Source organism: Cohnella suwonensis, assembly GCF_042655365.1.
In the GTDB taxonomy this organism is placed as follows: domain Bacteria; phylum Bacillota; class Bacilli; order Paenibacillales; family Paenibacillaceae; genus Cohnella; species Cohnella suwonensis.
On the sequence record NZ_JBHSMH010000055.1, the window covers coordinates 1 to 14,376 of the forward strand.

General features: G+C 57.8%; 12 protein-coding genes. 9 read left to right on the plus strand and 3 right to left on the minus strand.

Features of this window, described 5'->3' with window-relative positions; translation table 11 throughout:
- Nucleotides 1-70: 70 nt before the first annotated feature.
- Together ACFPPD_RS16340 and ACFPPD_RS16345 are read right to left on the minus strand one after the other, a co-directional pair.
- Nucleotides 71-253 carry a hypothetical protein gene (locus ACFPPD_RS16340; RefSeq protein WP_209749903.1) on the minus strand — a complete coding sequence of 61 codons (183 nt, stop codon included), beginning with the start codon at nt 251-253 and terminating at the stop codon, nt 71-73.
- A 51-nt stretch (nt 254-304) separates the two neighbouring features.
- Nucleotides 305-703, minus strand: a complete 399-nt coding sequence (locus ACFPPD_RS16345) for an FkbM family methyltransferase (protein WP_209749904.1) — start codon at nt 701-703, stop codon at nt 305-307.
- Nucleotides 704-1,137: 434 nt separating this feature from the next.
- Here ACFPPD_RS16345 and ACFPPD_RS16350 point away from each other — a divergent pair, with 434 nt between their 5' ends.
- From ACFPPD_RS16350 to ACFPPD_RS16370, 5 genes are all read left to right on the plus strand, one after another.
- Complete coding sequence (locus tag ACFPPD_RS16350; protein ID WP_209749905.1) at nt 1,138-1,794, plus strand: TVP38/TMEM64 family protein; 657 nt, start codon at nt 1,138-1,140, stop codon at nt 1,792-1,794.
- A 111-nt stretch (nt 1,795-1,905) separates the two neighbouring features.
- Nucleotides 1,906-2,361 (plus strand): hypothetical protein, encoded by a 456-nt coding sequence (locus tag ACFPPD_RS16355; protein WP_209749906.1) that lies wholly within the window; start codon nt 1,906-1,908, stop codon nt 2,359-2,361.
- A gap of 898 nt (nt 2,362-3,259) precedes the next feature.
- Nucleotides 3,260-4,252 carry a LacI family DNA-binding transcriptional regulator gene (locus ACFPPD_RS16360; protein ID WP_209749907.1) on the plus strand — a complete coding sequence of 331 codons (993 nt, stop codon included), beginning with the start codon at nt 3,260-3,262 and terminating at the stop codon, nt 4,250-4,252.
- Nucleotides 4,253-4,276: 24 nt separating this feature from the next.
- A complete protein-coding gene (locus ACFPPD_RS16365; protein ID WP_209749908.1) occupies nt 4,277-5,251 on the plus strand; it encodes an N-acetylglucosamine kinase in 975 nt (324 codons plus the stop codon).
- Nucleotides 5,252-5,355: 104 nt separating this feature from the next.
- Nucleotides 5,356-6,657, plus strand: a complete 1,302-nt coding sequence (locus tag ACFPPD_RS16370; RefSeq protein ID WP_209749909.1) for a 6-phospho-beta-glucosidase — start codon at nt 5,356-5,358, stop codon at nt 6,655-6,657.
- A gap of 71 nt (nt 6,658-6,728) precedes the next feature.
- Here ACFPPD_RS16370 and ACFPPD_RS16375 read toward each other — a convergent pair whose 3' ends face one another.
- The gene (locus tag ACFPPD_RS16375; protein WP_378082656.1) at nt 6,729-9,809 is read right to left on the minus strand and encodes a hybrid sensor histidine kinase/response regulator; all 3,081 of its coding nucleotides are present in this window, start codon (nt 9,807-9,809) and stop codon (nt 6,729-6,731) included.
- A gap of 113 nt (nt 9,810-9,922) precedes the next feature.
- Between ACFPPD_RS16375 and ACFPPD_RS16380 the strand changes: the two genes are divergently transcribed.
- The 4 genes from ACFPPD_RS16380 to ACFPPD_RS16395 all read left to right on the plus strand — a co-directional run bounded on the left by ACFPPD_RS16380 (nt 9,923) and on the right by ACFPPD_RS16395 (nt 14,307).
- Nucleotides 9,923-12,274 (plus strand): helicase C-terminal domain-containing protein, encoded by a 2,352-nt coding sequence (locus tag ACFPPD_RS16380; protein ID WP_209749910.1) that lies wholly within the window; start codon nt 9,923-9,925, stop codon nt 12,272-12,274.
- 68 nt (nt 12,275-12,342) lie between these two features.
- Nucleotides 12,343-12,861, plus strand: a complete 519-nt coding sequence (gene def / locus ACFPPD_RS16385) for a peptide deformylase (RefSeq protein ID WP_209749911.1) — start codon at nt 12,343-12,345, stop codon at nt 12,859-12,861.
- A 98-nt stretch (nt 12,862-12,959) separates the two neighbouring features.
- Complete coding sequence (locus ACFPPD_RS16390; protein WP_209749912.1) at nt 12,960-13,310, plus strand: DUF3243 domain-containing protein; 351 nt, start codon at nt 12,960-12,962, stop codon at nt 13,308-13,310.
- Nucleotides 13,311-13,446: 136 nt separating this feature from the next.
- Nucleotides 13,447-14,307 (plus strand): DUF4362 domain-containing protein, encoded by an 861-nt coding sequence (locus ACFPPD_RS16395; RefSeq protein ID WP_209749913.1) that lies wholly within the window; start codon nt 13,447-13,449, stop codon nt 14,305-14,307.
- Nucleotides 14,308-14,376 lie beyond the last annotated feature (69 nt).

Consider the following 14,376-nt stretch of genomic DNA (forward strand, 5'->3'; position numbering starts at 1 on the left):
TTCCAACATAATACTTTAATTATACAAGAAAAAGGCACAGCCCCCTCAAATTAATGAGAGTCTGTACCTTTTAGCGGAAATGGACTTTTTCAGTGGCCTCCAACACATAAGGGTAGCTCCCCCTCGCGAGCAGCTCCTCCAACGCGACCGGTACGGATGCGCCTTCCGCCGAGAGCAACGCGAAGCGTTTGCCGTGCGCGTCCCGGTACTTCTCGAGCAAGCGGCCGAATGGCTCCCAATCTTCCCCGAGCATCTGGCGGTTGAGCTCGATAACGAGCCGACGAACGCGCGTCGTCAGCAGTTTCTACATGCCGAGAAAGGCGCGGTACTCACCGCCTTCGATATCGATCTTGACGTAGTCGAGCGAGCCGAAATCGTCCACCCTGTCGTCCAGCCGAACGGCCTCCACGGCGACTTCGGCGAATTCGTCGTTGTAATGGCGCAAGTAGAAATCGCCCGGCGCGCGGATGCTGCTATTGCCGAGAAATCGCTGCGAGGCGAAGAACTTAAGCTCTCCCGGTAATGTATATGCCGCGGCAGCGACCGTCTCCGTCCGGTCGTGCAAGTAGTTGATAGACAAGTTGTCGAACAACAACCCGGCTAACCGAGGGTGCGGTTCGTACGCCCACAGGCTTCCTTCCGGACCGGCGAGCATTCCGAGCAAGACGGAGAAATAGCCGATGTTAGCGCCGATGTCCAGCACCCGGTCGCCTCGCCGTACGTTGCTTTGGATGTATCTCGTTAGCGGAAGCTCGAGCGCGCCCGTCAGAATGATCTCGGGCGTGACGCTTAAGTCGTCCGAGGGCAGAACAAGCCGTCCCCCCGTATTCCGTCGTGCACAACAAACGGTTATTACCGAGATAGATGGCGCTCATGCGACGCCTGCCCCCTTTTTTCCAAACTCCGCTTCATCCGCCGTAACTTTTCACAGTCCGGTTGCCGAACCTCATCCCTAACCCTTCGTCCACCGAACCTCGTCCCGAGCCCTTCATCCGACGAGTCTCATCCGCCGAATCGCGTCATCCTAACCTATGTCCCGCGGCCGCTTCCCATCACCGAAACCGAGCAACTCGCCCGAAGGAATGGTATAATGCCTACATTAACGCCAATTCGGACGAGGAAACGGATGCGAGGTCCATGAGCCTGACGGACATTCTGTCCAACGTGACGGAAGACAACCTGAAGCAACTGCTTGAGCATTACCGGGCGTTCGGCCCCTTCCCCGGCATCGCGCTGACGTTCATGAAGTCGTTCGTGCCACCTTTGCCCACCATTCTGATCGTCGGAGTGAACGCGGCCGTCTACGGCTTGTGGCTGGGATTCCTATACTCGTGGCTCGGCATCGTCGCCGGTTGTCTCACGACGTTCCTCATCGTGCGCCGGATCGCGGGGCATCCCTACTTCGTCAGATGGGAGCGGAAGCCGAAAGTGCAGAAGAGCCTGCTATGGGTGCGCACCAACGCGTTCAGTTACGTATTTCTGTTGAGCCTGTTCCCCGTCGGGCCGTTCGTCGTCATCAACATCGCGGCCGCGGTCGCGAGGATGCGGCTTCGCTCGTTCCTGATCGCGATCGTGTTCGGCAAGGCGATCATGGTCATGTCGGTATCGATCATCGGGCACGACTTCGGGCGGTTCATCGAGCGTCCGCTCGAGCTGTTGTACGTCGTGGCGTTCGTGGGCGCTTCGCTGTGGATCAGCAAGAAGATCGAGGCCCGTTTCACGTCGCAAGACGGCGGCGAACCGCTGTCTCCGGGCCTGGCCGCGCCGGATAGCTTGGAATATCAGAAAGAATAAATGGCGGTCGCTTTATACTCGTCTGATACCTCCGCAAAGCTACTCCGGCTTCCAGATGACGCAGAAGGCGTTTTTGCTTGCCTAATAATAAATGAGAAGGACGTTGAGCCTATGTTGAGTTTCGAGCAAAAGATGGCGATCATGGAGTCGTTCCCCCAACTGGAACGCCGGAACGTATCGATGGGACGCGTGAACTTCCACTACGAGCGCAGCATCGAAGAGAAGAAGAACGTCGGGTACCATTTTCACCCGAACGGCAACGGGTACGTGTTCGCGGGGTACATCGCAGGGGCGGATTTCGACGAAAAAGGTTACGTGAACGTTCGCGAATTCGGCGAAGAGGAGCTCCGCGCGCTCGTGAAGGAATCGATCGAATCGCTGACGGGACCCGATTCTTGGACGGAGGGCGACGAGGAGAAGTGGCTCGACGCCGAGAAGGCCGAGCTGACGCTCAAATTCGAGGACGGCATGTATTACTTGTTCTCCGGCCTGAACCTGGAGATGGCGTTCGAGAAGTATACGGAAGCGCTCGAGTATTTGCGCGAAGAAGGCTTCAGCCGCGCGTAAGCGGAGGGGAGAGTCGCCGAGGCGAATTGCGCTGCAATCGCTGGGGATCGGATGTCGCCACAAGGCGCTTCCGTTCCGAACAAACTGCAAAAGTGCAGGTTGATCCTGCTCAAATCGGATATTCGACACATCAACCTGCATCCACTACAGTTGGTGGATTCGAAAGGGCCTCTTTTACGCGAAAACGGGCAAACAAACTGCAGATTTGCAGGTTGACTATGATGTATTTGAAGAAAAAGCCAAACGAACTGCACATTTGCAGGTTGTCTGGCTTTTCGGAGCGTTAACGGTCAAGCGAGGTAGGCGGGAGAATAACGAATGATTCATCCGTCGAAAGATACTCTCTCGACAGTCCGGAGTCGCCGGGCGGCTTTTGTTTGTTCGGCGAATGCGGAGATGCCGATCGCTGCGCGGATTTTTTTCGTCGGCGGAAGAAACGAACGCTTTTTATCGGGCAACCGCAAATAATCGGTTGCCGCCCGGACGCTTGGTTGTGCACCGTCGACAAACTTTACGAAACGCATCCGTTAGGCTCCAATTTGACCCTTGTCAACGCTTAAGGCCTCGTATTATAATGATCACAAAGTTTAATCGCTTTAACTTTAAAGTGAACAAGAGCTCCCCGGAGGCATGCGGAGGCGGGCGAAGTAACGGATTGGAATTAAGTCGTCCCAAACGTATCTATTTCGATCCGCCGGAAAAGTAGCGATTCATTTTTACCCCCAAAAGTTAAAGCGATTAAACTTAATGAAAACGGACAAAGAAACTCGCATCGCAGACGGCCGAACGATCGAAGGGGGATACGCAGGTTGAAGTCCACGAAGAAAAGCAGGCGCGAAGGACGATGGTTCTTCTTCTTCGTCTCGCCGTGGCTCATATCGCACGGGAGCGTCCGTTCATGAAGGTAAGCATATTCGACGTCGCCAAGAAATCGGGATTATCCGTCGTTACCGTATCCAGGGTTCTCAATAATTCGTCTTCCGTCCGGCAGTCCAACCGGGAGAAGGTGCTGCAAGCGATGCGCGAGCTGGATTACCATCCGAACGCTTCCGCCCGCAGCTTGGCAAGGGGCAAGACGGGCATCATCGGCTTGACGCTGACGACGCTTCACGATTCGTTCCTGGACGCCGTCGTCAAGGAAGTGAACGACAGGCTCGCCGGACACGGCTATTTCCTGGCGTTGTCGATATCGAACCGATACGACGATGCTTTTCACCGTTCGTTATTTCAGGAAGACCGCGTCGACGGCATAATCTTGCTGTCTCCTCTCGAAGAGGACGAGTACGTCATGGAGCTGAAGAAGAAGAAAATTCCTTTCATCATGATCGATAACTCGCAGCGGAATTCTTCCGTGACCTCCGTCATCGTCGACAATTACAAAGGCGGTTACGAGGCGACGAAACACTTGATCGAGCTCGGCCATACGGAGATCGCGCATATCGGGGGTTCGAGCTCGTTTTTGAGCAGCAAAGAGCGGGAACGGGGTTTCTTGTTCGCTCTCGAAGAAGCGGGATTGACGCCTTACTCGATCGAGAAAGGCACGTTCGAGATTTCGTCGGGCTACCGGATCGCGAAGCAATGGATCGAATCGGGGAAAATGCCGTCGGCGGTATTCGCGGCGGACGACTATATCGCGCTCGGCGTCATGGACGCCTGCAAGAACGAAGGCATACGCATTCCGAGGGACTTGTCCATCGTCGGCTTCGACGATCAAGTTCTCGCCTCGGAATTGCGTCCGATGCTGACGACGATGCGCCAGCCGGCCGAGAAAATCGGAAGCGCGGCGGTCGAGCTGCTGCTCGGCGTCATGAACGATTCGGCCAAGCGAAGCGTCACGATCCAGATGGAACCGGAGCTTATCGTGAGAGAATCGACGGCACGCAAAACATAAGAGTAGTCATCAGGAGTGATTGCTTTGAAATATTATTTGGGAGTCGACGGCGGAGGCACGAAAACGTACGCGTTAATCGTCGACGAGCAAGGAAATATCGTAGGCAAAGGCCATAGCGGCAACGGCAATCACCAGACGGGCTACGAGACCGCGAAGAACAATATTCGCGAGGCGGTCGAGACGGCGCTGGCGCAAGCGGGCCTCTCGAAGCCGGACATCGAATTCGCGTACTTCGGTCTGGCCGGCGCCGACAGGGAGATCGACTATCGCACTCTGCGGCCGATGATCGAGGAAATCGGATTTCCGAGGTACGACATCAATTGCGACACGATGATCGCGATGCGGGCGGGAACCGACCGGCCGTACGGCGTCGTCCTGATCTGCGGGACCGGCACGAACAGCGCCGGCGTCAACCCGGCGGGAACGTTTTTCCAGTGCGGCGGGTTCTCCTATCCGTACGGGGACTTCGGCGGCGGCGGCTCGCTTTGCGTCGAAGCGTTCCGCTCCGTCATCCGCGCTTGGGACGGCCGCGAGCGGCCGACGCTCCTGACGGAGCTCGTGCTCGCGGACTTGGGCTACGAGAGCGTCGCGGTCATGTACGACGATTACTTGGATCACGAGAAATATCCGCCTTCCCGCCTGACGAAGCTGCTGTTCGAGGCGGCGGAGCAAGGCGACGCCGTGGCAACCGAGATTCTCCGGAGCCAAGGCGTGGAGCTCGGCAAGTCGGCGACCGCCGTCATCCGCAGGCTGGGGCTCGAGAACGAGACGTTCGACGTCGTGCTTGCGGGAAGCGTCATCGTCCGTGGCACAGGCGAATATATTCGTTCCTACGTCGAGGAAGCGGTCAAGGGCGTCGCACCCGGCGCGCGGATCGCCCGGCTGACGGTAGAGCCGGTCGTCGGCGCCGTGTGGCTCGCCGTGGAAGCGAGCGGCATCGCGCTTCCGGAAGGGATCTACGAGAAGCTGCGCACCGTATCGGAATTCGCTCACGCTTAAATTTCTAAATGAATGGAATTCAAAAAGTTCGGAGCTTCCTGATTCACTTCGTGATCAAAATCGGACCTTTTGAACGACTGCTCATCGAGGAGATGGATTGCATTATGGCAAAAGGATTGAAAATCGCCGTCATCGGCGGAGGATCGTCTTACACGCCGGAAATCGTCGAAGGCTTCATCAAACACTACGAAGAACTGCCGATACGCGAATTGTGGCTCGTCGACATCGAGCAAGGCAAGCGCAAGCTCGACATCGTAGGCGAGCTCGCGAAGCGGATGGTCGTCAAGTCCGGTCTGCCGATCGACGTCCGCCTGACGCTTGACCGCCGCGAAGCGATCGATGGCGCGGACTTCGTCTCCACGCAGATGCGCGTCGGCCTGCTCGAAGCGCGCAAGTGGGACGAACGCATCCCGAACCTGCACGGCATTATCGGCCAAGAGACGACCGGCCCGGGCGGCATGATGAAGGCGCTCCGCACGATTCCCGTCCTGCTCGACATTTGCAAAGACATCGAGGAGCTCGCGCCGAACGCGTGGCTGCTGAACTTCACGAATCCGGCCGGCATGGTGACCGAGGCGATCGCGCGCCATTCCAAAGTCAAGAGCATCGGCCTATGCAACGCGCCGATCGGCCTTCACAAGTGGCTCACGAAGAAGTACGAGGTGGAAGCGAAACGCATCTACACCGAGTTCGTCGGACTGAACCATTTGCACTGGGTGACCCGCATCGAGATCGAAGGCGAAGACAAGCTGACCGAGCTGCTCGACAAGCGCGAGGAATACTCCGGCAAGAACGTGCCGGCGACCGAATGGGATCCCGAATTCCTTCGCACGCTCGGCGGCTTCCCGTCGTATTACTTGAAATACTTCTACATGCAGGACGCCATGCTCGAAGACCAGCTCGCTTCCTTGAAGGCGAACGGCACCCGCGCCGAAGTCGTGAAGCGGGTCGAGGACGAATTGTTCGAGCTGTACAAGGATCCGGATCTGCAAGAGAAACCGAAGCAGCTGGAGCAACGCGGCGGCGCCTATTACTCCGAAGCGGCGGTAAACCTGATGGTGTCGCTGCGCAACGATCGCCGCGACATTCAGACGCTGAACGTCGCCAACGGCCGAGTGCTCGACTTCCTGCCGGAAGACGCGGCGATCGAAGTAAACTGCGTCGTCACGGGACAAGGTCCATTGCCGCTGCCGGTCACGAAAGTGCCCGAACAGGCGAAAGGCTTGATCGCCGCCGTGAAGACGTACGAGCGGCTGACGATCGAAGCAGCCATTACCGGAAACCGCGGCATCGCGCTGCAGGCGATGGCGGCCCACCCGCTCGTTCCTTCCGTCCGCGTAGCGAAAATATTGCTGGACGAAATGCTGGAGAAAAACAAGCCTTACTTGCCGCGGTTTTTCAAATAAGTCGAACCAAAGGATCTCATCCTCCACATAGCGGTGGAATTTGAGATCCTTTCCTTCCTTTTTCCGTCGCTTTATTTACTCGCGACAAAAGAAACGGTAGTGCCTTCGCCCGGGGCGCTGACGATGCGCAGCCCTTCGCCGTACAGCTGCTTCAAGCGGCGGTCCGTATTGACCAGCCCGACTCCCCTTTTTCGTCCGGTCGTCGTTTGCGGTTTGGCGAGCGCTTGGCTTAACGTATTTTCGTCCATGCCGATGCCGTCGTCTTGAACGGAAATTTCCGCGTACTCTTTGAAATGGGCGATCCGGATTCGAATCGTTCCTCCTCGATCGCGCTTCAACAGCCCGTGCCGAATAGCGTTTTCGACAAGCGGCTGAATGGACAGCGGCGGGAGTAGCAGCGGCAATCGGTCTTCGATCTCCCATACGACCTGAATGCGGTCTTCGAAGCGTTGCTGCTCGATGAACAAATACGCGCGAACCAGCTCCAGCTCCTTAAGCAACGGGATAAGCCGATCCGAATTGCGGAAGTCGAAGCTGGCTCTTAAATAGTCTCCGAACGCGCCGAGCAGGTTTCGCATGCGGTCGTTATCGAATTCGCTGAGCGCGGCTATGGCGTTTAACGTATTGAACAGAAAATGCGGCTGGATCTGAGCCTGAAGCCAGGCGGCTTCCATGCGCGTCTGCACGCGCGCGGCCCGGGCCACTTCCGTCAAAGCCCGCACGCGGGATTTGAGCTCGAGCGCATCGACCGGCTTCGTGATGTAATCGTTCGTTCCCGACCGGAACCCCGCTTCGATATCTTCCGTTCGGCTGCGCGCCGTAAGAAGCAGAATCGGCAGCTCCGAGGGGGAGAAACGGGCTCGGACGGCTTGGGCGACTTCATAGCCGGACATTCGGGGCATCATGACGTCCGATATGACGAGATCCCACGTCCCGTCGTTCAGAAGCGATATGGCTTCCGCGCCGCCCGTAGCGGTCGTGATCTCGTAGCGATCCGGGGAAAGCACGCCGACGAGCACGTTCAAATTAACCGGGTCGTCGTCGATGGCAAGTATACGCGGCCTGTCTGCATCTATATAGGCGTCATAAGCGGAATCGCCGTGTCCGGATAGAGGTTCCTCCCGGGCGGCGGCCGTCTCAGCAACGACCAACGGAACGGGAGTCCGGGCGTCGCGCGCGGCCTCTTGCGAATCGGTTGAATCGAACAACGGCAACGTAAAGCTGAAGACCGATCCTCGGTTCGGAGCGGAGCTGACCGCGAGATCGCCTTGATGAAGCTCCGCCAACCGCTTGCTGATCGTTAATCCGAGCCCGATCCCGGCAATGCCGGCAGACGACTCGATGCCGCCTTGCTCGTAGGGGCGGAATATTTTGCTCTGCGTCTCCTCGTCCATTCCGATCCCGCTATCCGCGATCCGTACGGTCGCTATTCCGTTCATCGCCGACGCATCGATCCGGATTTGTCCTTCATCGGTGAACTTGACCGCGTTGTGAAGAAGATTAAACAAAATTTGGATCAGTCGATTCTCGTCCGCGAGAACGGGAGGCAGCGTCTCCGGAATATCGTTGACGAGCTCGATCGGCTTCCCTTCCGTCATAAATCGGATCATATCCAGCACGCCCGCGGCCAAATCCTGGAGCCGGATGCTCGTCGGCTGCAAGCGGATGCGATTTTCCTTGAGCCGGGTCAGGTCCAACAGGTCGTTCAGCAAAAAGGACATCCGCTTGCCCACGGATACGAGAAGCCGCATGCGAGCCCGATTTCGCTCTTCGTCCTGACGGCTGTCGCTCTCCAAGACGGCTTGGGCAATATTCAAAATGCCGTGAAGCGGATTTCTCAATTCGTGGGACGTATTGACCAGGAATTCGTCTTTGAGCTTGTCTTCCGCTTGCAATTGCGCCGTCAGCCGGGCAGCTTGGGCGGCGTTTCGGAAGTAGCGTTTGAACCAGAACAACGCAAAAGCGACGAAGGCGGCCAACGCGTCGAAGGGGTAGTAGCCGATTTCGATCGGGCTTGCGTTTTTGATAATTCCCCATATGAGGTTCGACATCAGCGCCGTCGAGCCAAGCATCAAATAGACGGCATCGGGATGGCCTCTTCTGACGGCAAGCACGATAAGGACGGGAACGATCAGAAAAGGGATAGCGACCAGCAGCGTATGCAAAATATCGGTCTGAGTAAGCAACCGGACCGGCAGGAACAGGGCGAACAGGGCATAGAGACCGCACGAAGCCGCATATCCGGGAGCGGCTTTCAGAATGAAGAACGGGGGCATCAATTGTTTGAAAAACATCAGGATAAATACGGCGACGCTCAAGAAGGAAAGATAGTACAGCTTATAGTTCGACTCGTAGTCGACATGGAACCACGCCTGCAAAATGCGGTCGTCGTCGATGAGAATCGTGACGATCGCGCTGACGATCAATAGAGCGAAATAGACCAACGCCCTCTCCCTCGCGCCGATGAAGTAGAGGATAATCGAGTAAATCGCATGCATTGACAAAATTAAAATAACGGCCAGTTGCGTCCCGACGGAGAACCAGTGAGCGCGGTTCACGGCCTCTTCCGTTCCGAACTTGATCGGCTGCAGGATCCCGCCCATCAAGCGATCGTCGAAGTTGGCGACGTGAAGGACGATGTCGACGACGCCCCGGTCGGCGGCGAACGAAGCGGAGTATGGTACGTTGCCGGCAGTGTACCCTTCCGCGCGTTCGGCAGGTTGACCGGATTGGGCAAGCAACCGTCCATTCACGAACAAGGAGGAAGACGTAGAGATCGCCGGCACCCGAATGCGGAAAGTTTGTTTGCCGTTCGGATCGACCATTATGCGCAAGCGATAAGAACCGTAGCCCAAAGTGTAGGCGTTATCGGAAGACAAGCTCTTCGTCCAGCCTCCGGGGAGCCGGACGATTGCGGCGTCGTCTTCCGTCGCGTTTTTCGGATCGATCAGTTGATAGGGATAAAACTCCCACTGGCCTTTCAGCGAGAGCAAAGGCTTCGAGGAGAAATCCCAATTCCGCAAATCCAATTGTCCGTTGCCGGCTTCGGTCTGGGCCGGGGGTGCTTGGAGCGCGATCCATATCAGTCGGACGCCGGTCAGGAAAAGCAAGAACAGTCCGATAATCGCTAAGATTTTTCTTTTTTTCATCATATTCCAATCATTCGACGGGAAGATTCCGAACTCCTTTACTGGGCTGAGGTTCGAGGTATTCAGAAATGTGTTAGAATGGTAGAACGAATGTTCGATGTCGAGGGGTTCTTACGATGGAAAAAACGTTGACGGTCTCGGTGAGAACGTTAGTCGAGTACGCGTATTTAAGCGGCAGCATCGACGTCGGGTTTCGGGCGGCGAGCGCGATGACGGAAGGAACGATGGCCCATCGGAAAATCCAGGAGCAATACGGCGATGCGGATCGAAAAGAGGTCATTCTGCAGGCGAAAATGGCGCTCGGCGATTTGCTTCTCGTCGTAGACGGAAGATGCGACGGCTTGTTGGCGGGCGAGGATGGCATCGCGACGATCGACGAGATCAAGTCGACGTCCCGCGACGTCGCGGAGATGACGGAAGAGGACGCAGTTCCCGTCCACTGGGCTCAGGCTTTGTTCTACGCCTATATGTACGTCATTGAAAGCGGGGCGGAACGGCTTCGCGCAAGACTGACGTACGTACAAGTCGAAACGAAGGAGCAAAAACGGTTCGAGCGCGACGTTACGGCGGCGGAACTGGCGGCTTTCGCGCGGGGAGTCGCGGAAGCGTATGTGCCCTACGCCCGAATGCTGCTGCGGAACCGGAGCGACCGCGACGAGAGCATCGCCGGGCTCGGTTTTCCTTTCCCTTCCTACCGGGAAGGGCAAAGAAAGCTGGTCGGCGCCGTCTATAAGGCCATCGACGAAGGCCGCAAGCTGTTCGCCAGGGCGCCGACGGGCATCGGCAAGACGGCGTCGACGCTGTTCCCGGCGATCAAGGCGATCGGGAGCGGGAAGCTCGGGCAGTTGTTCTATTTGACGGCGCGAACGTTGACGCGAACGGCAGCGGAGGAAGCGTTGGCGTTGATGGCGAGCCAGGGCTTGAAGCTGCGCTCGGTGACGCTCACCGCGAAAGAGAAAATCTGTTTTCAGGACGAGGTCGATTGCCGCCGGGAAAGCTGCCCGTACGCCGACGGGTATTACGATCGGGTGAACGGCGCGGTGCTCGAGCTGCTGGCCAACGAGGCGCTGGTCACCCGTCCGGTGATCGAAGCTTACGCGCGCAAGCATCGGGTATGTCCGTTCGAGTTCTCGCTCGACGTCGCCTACGGAGCGGATGCCGTCATCTGCGACTACAATTACGTGTTCGATCCGAGAGTGGCCTTCAAGCGGATGTCGGGGGAACAGAAGAACGGGAGCGCGTTGTTGATCGACGAAGCGCACAACCTCGTGGACCGGGGCAGGGCGATGTATTCGGCCGCTTTGGACAAGCGCGCGTTCTTGGAGCTGGGGCGGGCCTTCAAGTGCGTAAGCAAAGACGTCGAAAGAACGGCCAAAGCGATCAACAAGTGGTTCGTGGAACGGAGGAAGGCATTCGCGGAGCAAGCCATGGGCGCGGAGGGAGAAATGGAAACGCGGGCCGAGCGTCCCGATGACCTGCTGGCCCTCGTCGACGCGTTCGCGGCTTCGGCCGAACGCGCGCTTGCCGAAGGCTCGACGGCGAATTTGTCGATCGACGCGGACGCGGACGTTCGGGCGCTGACGGATGCGTACTTCTCCGCGCTAGCCTTCCAGCGCATCGGAAAGCTATACGACGGCCACTACGTAACGTATTCGACGTTCCGTCGGGGCGAGGAGCGAACGAAGATGTTCTGCATGAACCCTTCGGAAGCGCTCAAAAAGGCCGGCAAAGGCTTCCGCGCGCACGTGTTCTTCTCGGCGACGCTGACGCCGCTGAATTATTACATGGATATGCTCGGCGCCGACGAGGCCGATTATTCGCTGACGCTCGGCTCTCCGTTCGCCAAGGAACAATGGGACGTCTCCGTCATTCCGTTGTCGACCCGTTACGCCGACCGCGACCGGACGAAGGGCGCGGTGGCGAGCTCTCTGCTCCGGATGACGGAGGCGCATTCCGGCAATTATTTGGCTTTCTTCCCTTCGTACGAGTATATGAACGCCGTCTTCGAGGCTTATTCGGCCGGGCTCGACGATATCGACGGCGTTCGGACGATGCTCCAGAAACCGGAAATGGCGGAGGAGGAACGGGAGAGCTTCCTCGCCTCGTTCGACGCGGACGGGGAGGGCACGTTGATCGGATTCGCGGTCATGGGAGGCATCTTCTCGGAAGGCATCGACCTGGTCGGCGACCGGCTGAACGGCGTCGCGGTCGTCGGCGTCGGCATGCCGCAGCTCGGGCCGGAACGCAATCTGATCCGAAGCCACTTCGATTCGGCGGGCCGGAACGGCTTCGATTACGCCTACGTGTATCCCGGCATGAACAAAGTGCTCCAGGCGGGAGGCCGGCTCATCCGGTCGGAGAGCGATACGGGCAAGTTGCTGCTCATCGACGACAGATACCGGAAGCTTCCGTATTCCCGCCTGCTGCCCGAGGAATGGAGAAGCGGCGATTCCGGCGCCCGATCTTAACGGTTGTCGGGATTGCCGCATTATGATATAGTAGGCGCGGAAAATGCAGAGGAAAGGGGCATGAACGCATGTCCGTATTGAATATCGTACCTTTCGGCGAATCGATCCTGCGCAAGAAAGCGAAGCCCGTGGAAGCGATGACGCCCAAAATATTGAAGCTGCTCGACGACATGGGGGAGACGCTGCACGCTTCCGAAGGACGCGCGGGACTCGCGGCGCCGCAGGTCGGCATCCTGAGAAGGGTCATCGTCATGGATTGCGGCGAAGGCTTGATAGAGCTCATCGATCCGGAGATCTTGGAGATGAGCGGCGAGCAAGAAGGAGCGGAAGGCTGCTTGAGTTTCCCCGGGTACCATGGCTATGTGAAACGGGCGAACCACGTGAAGATCACGACGCTTAACCGTCAGGGCGAACGGGTCGCGATGGAAGGCGAAGGGTTCCTGGCCCGCTGCATCCAGCACGAGATCGACCATCTGAACGGCGTTCTCTTCGTGGACCACGTGCGCGAGCCTTGGTTGTACGACGACAAGACGCAACGCAAAATCAGCGTTTTCGACGTATCGAAGCTGACGAATCAAGGGTTGTAAGATCGGGAAGAATGAAGGCGATTGCCGAAGCGATTCGTTTGGCGGATGATCGGGCATACTGTTCGATGTACCATCACTTATCGCAAGGAGGCTATCCCGTGTCCGAACTCAACCATGTCGTTAACAAAGACGGAAATGTCGACGCAAGCAAAGTGGAAAACGCGATTTCCAAAATCAGCGCTTCCGAGAAAGAACGTATCCTTCAGGATTTCGACGAGTTCAGAACGTACCTGAAGAAACGCATCAGCATGGCCGAGAGCATCGGGATGGGCGAAGAGCAGATCGCGACCATCGCCCAGAAGGTCGCCGATTATCTCGCAAGCCATGAGGAGCCGCGCAACCACGAAGAGCAATTGCTCTCCGAGCTGTGGAAGGTCGGCACGAAGGACGAACGCCATAGCTTGGCGCACATGCTCGTCCGTTTGGCCGATACGCGACCGCAGCACTAACTTCGGAAATACGCCGGATCGTCCTTTCCCCTCGCCTTCGGGCGCAGGGGTTTTTGCTTTATGTCGACGGCCGGGACGGCGCAAGTGCAACTTAGAATGCCCTTTTCCCGTTAGAAGCATCAAGGAGCGGATGCGCATGGGCAAATGGAAAGCGATCGTCATGGCGATCGGGTTGGCGGCTTTGCTCGCCGGTTGCGGCGAGCGCGGCGAGGAACGGGGAGCGGGCGAATCGTCGGCGCCGTCGAGACAAGCGAGCGAACTTCCGGGAACGGTTAGCGAAACGGCGCAAACGGATTGGAGCGAGTTCGCCCCGACGACGGCGACCGTGAGCCGTTCGCAGAAGTTCGGCAGCGTATATCCAGCCGTACTCGGAAGGTTCTCGGAAGTGGAGGAGGTCGAGGCGTTCGTTCGCGCGGCGGAGAACGCCAAGCGGATCGACGGCATGCTCGACGTCGCCAATCCGGAATACGATCTCGTCTTGACGGACGAGGGCGGAGAGATGCGGGAGCTTCATCTATGGCTGGGCGCGAGCGAAGGAAAGAAGGGCATGTACACGTTCGTGTCCGATACGGGGACTGGTTTCACGATCGGCGAGGCTGACGCGGACGCTTTGCGGAAGCTTGTAGGGGCGATCGACTATCGCTCCGAGCAAGCTGCGGCCAACGGTGAAATCGTGAGATCGCCTAGCGGTCTTGCGAATACGGATCGCTGGCTCGACTTCTTGCTGGACTTCGGGGAAGGGAAACCCGCGGAAGCGCACGTCGTCACCTATACGGACGAGGGCGACCCGATCTTCCAGGACTTGCTGTTCGAAGGCGGGACGATCGTCTATACGACCGATACGACGATGGATAAGTTCGGCTCCCCGAACCGCACGAGATCGTTCTGCAAGGGCATCGACAACTCGAAGACGGAGCGAGGGACGATGTATACGTTGGCGCAGTGCGAAGGGGATCCGGCGAACTTCTCTTTCGAGCTTCAGATGGAGAACGACTAAAGAAGCAATGATATGGAAAAGCCGCTCTCGGGAGCTTATTCGGGGTTCGGCCAAGCCATCTCGGCAGAT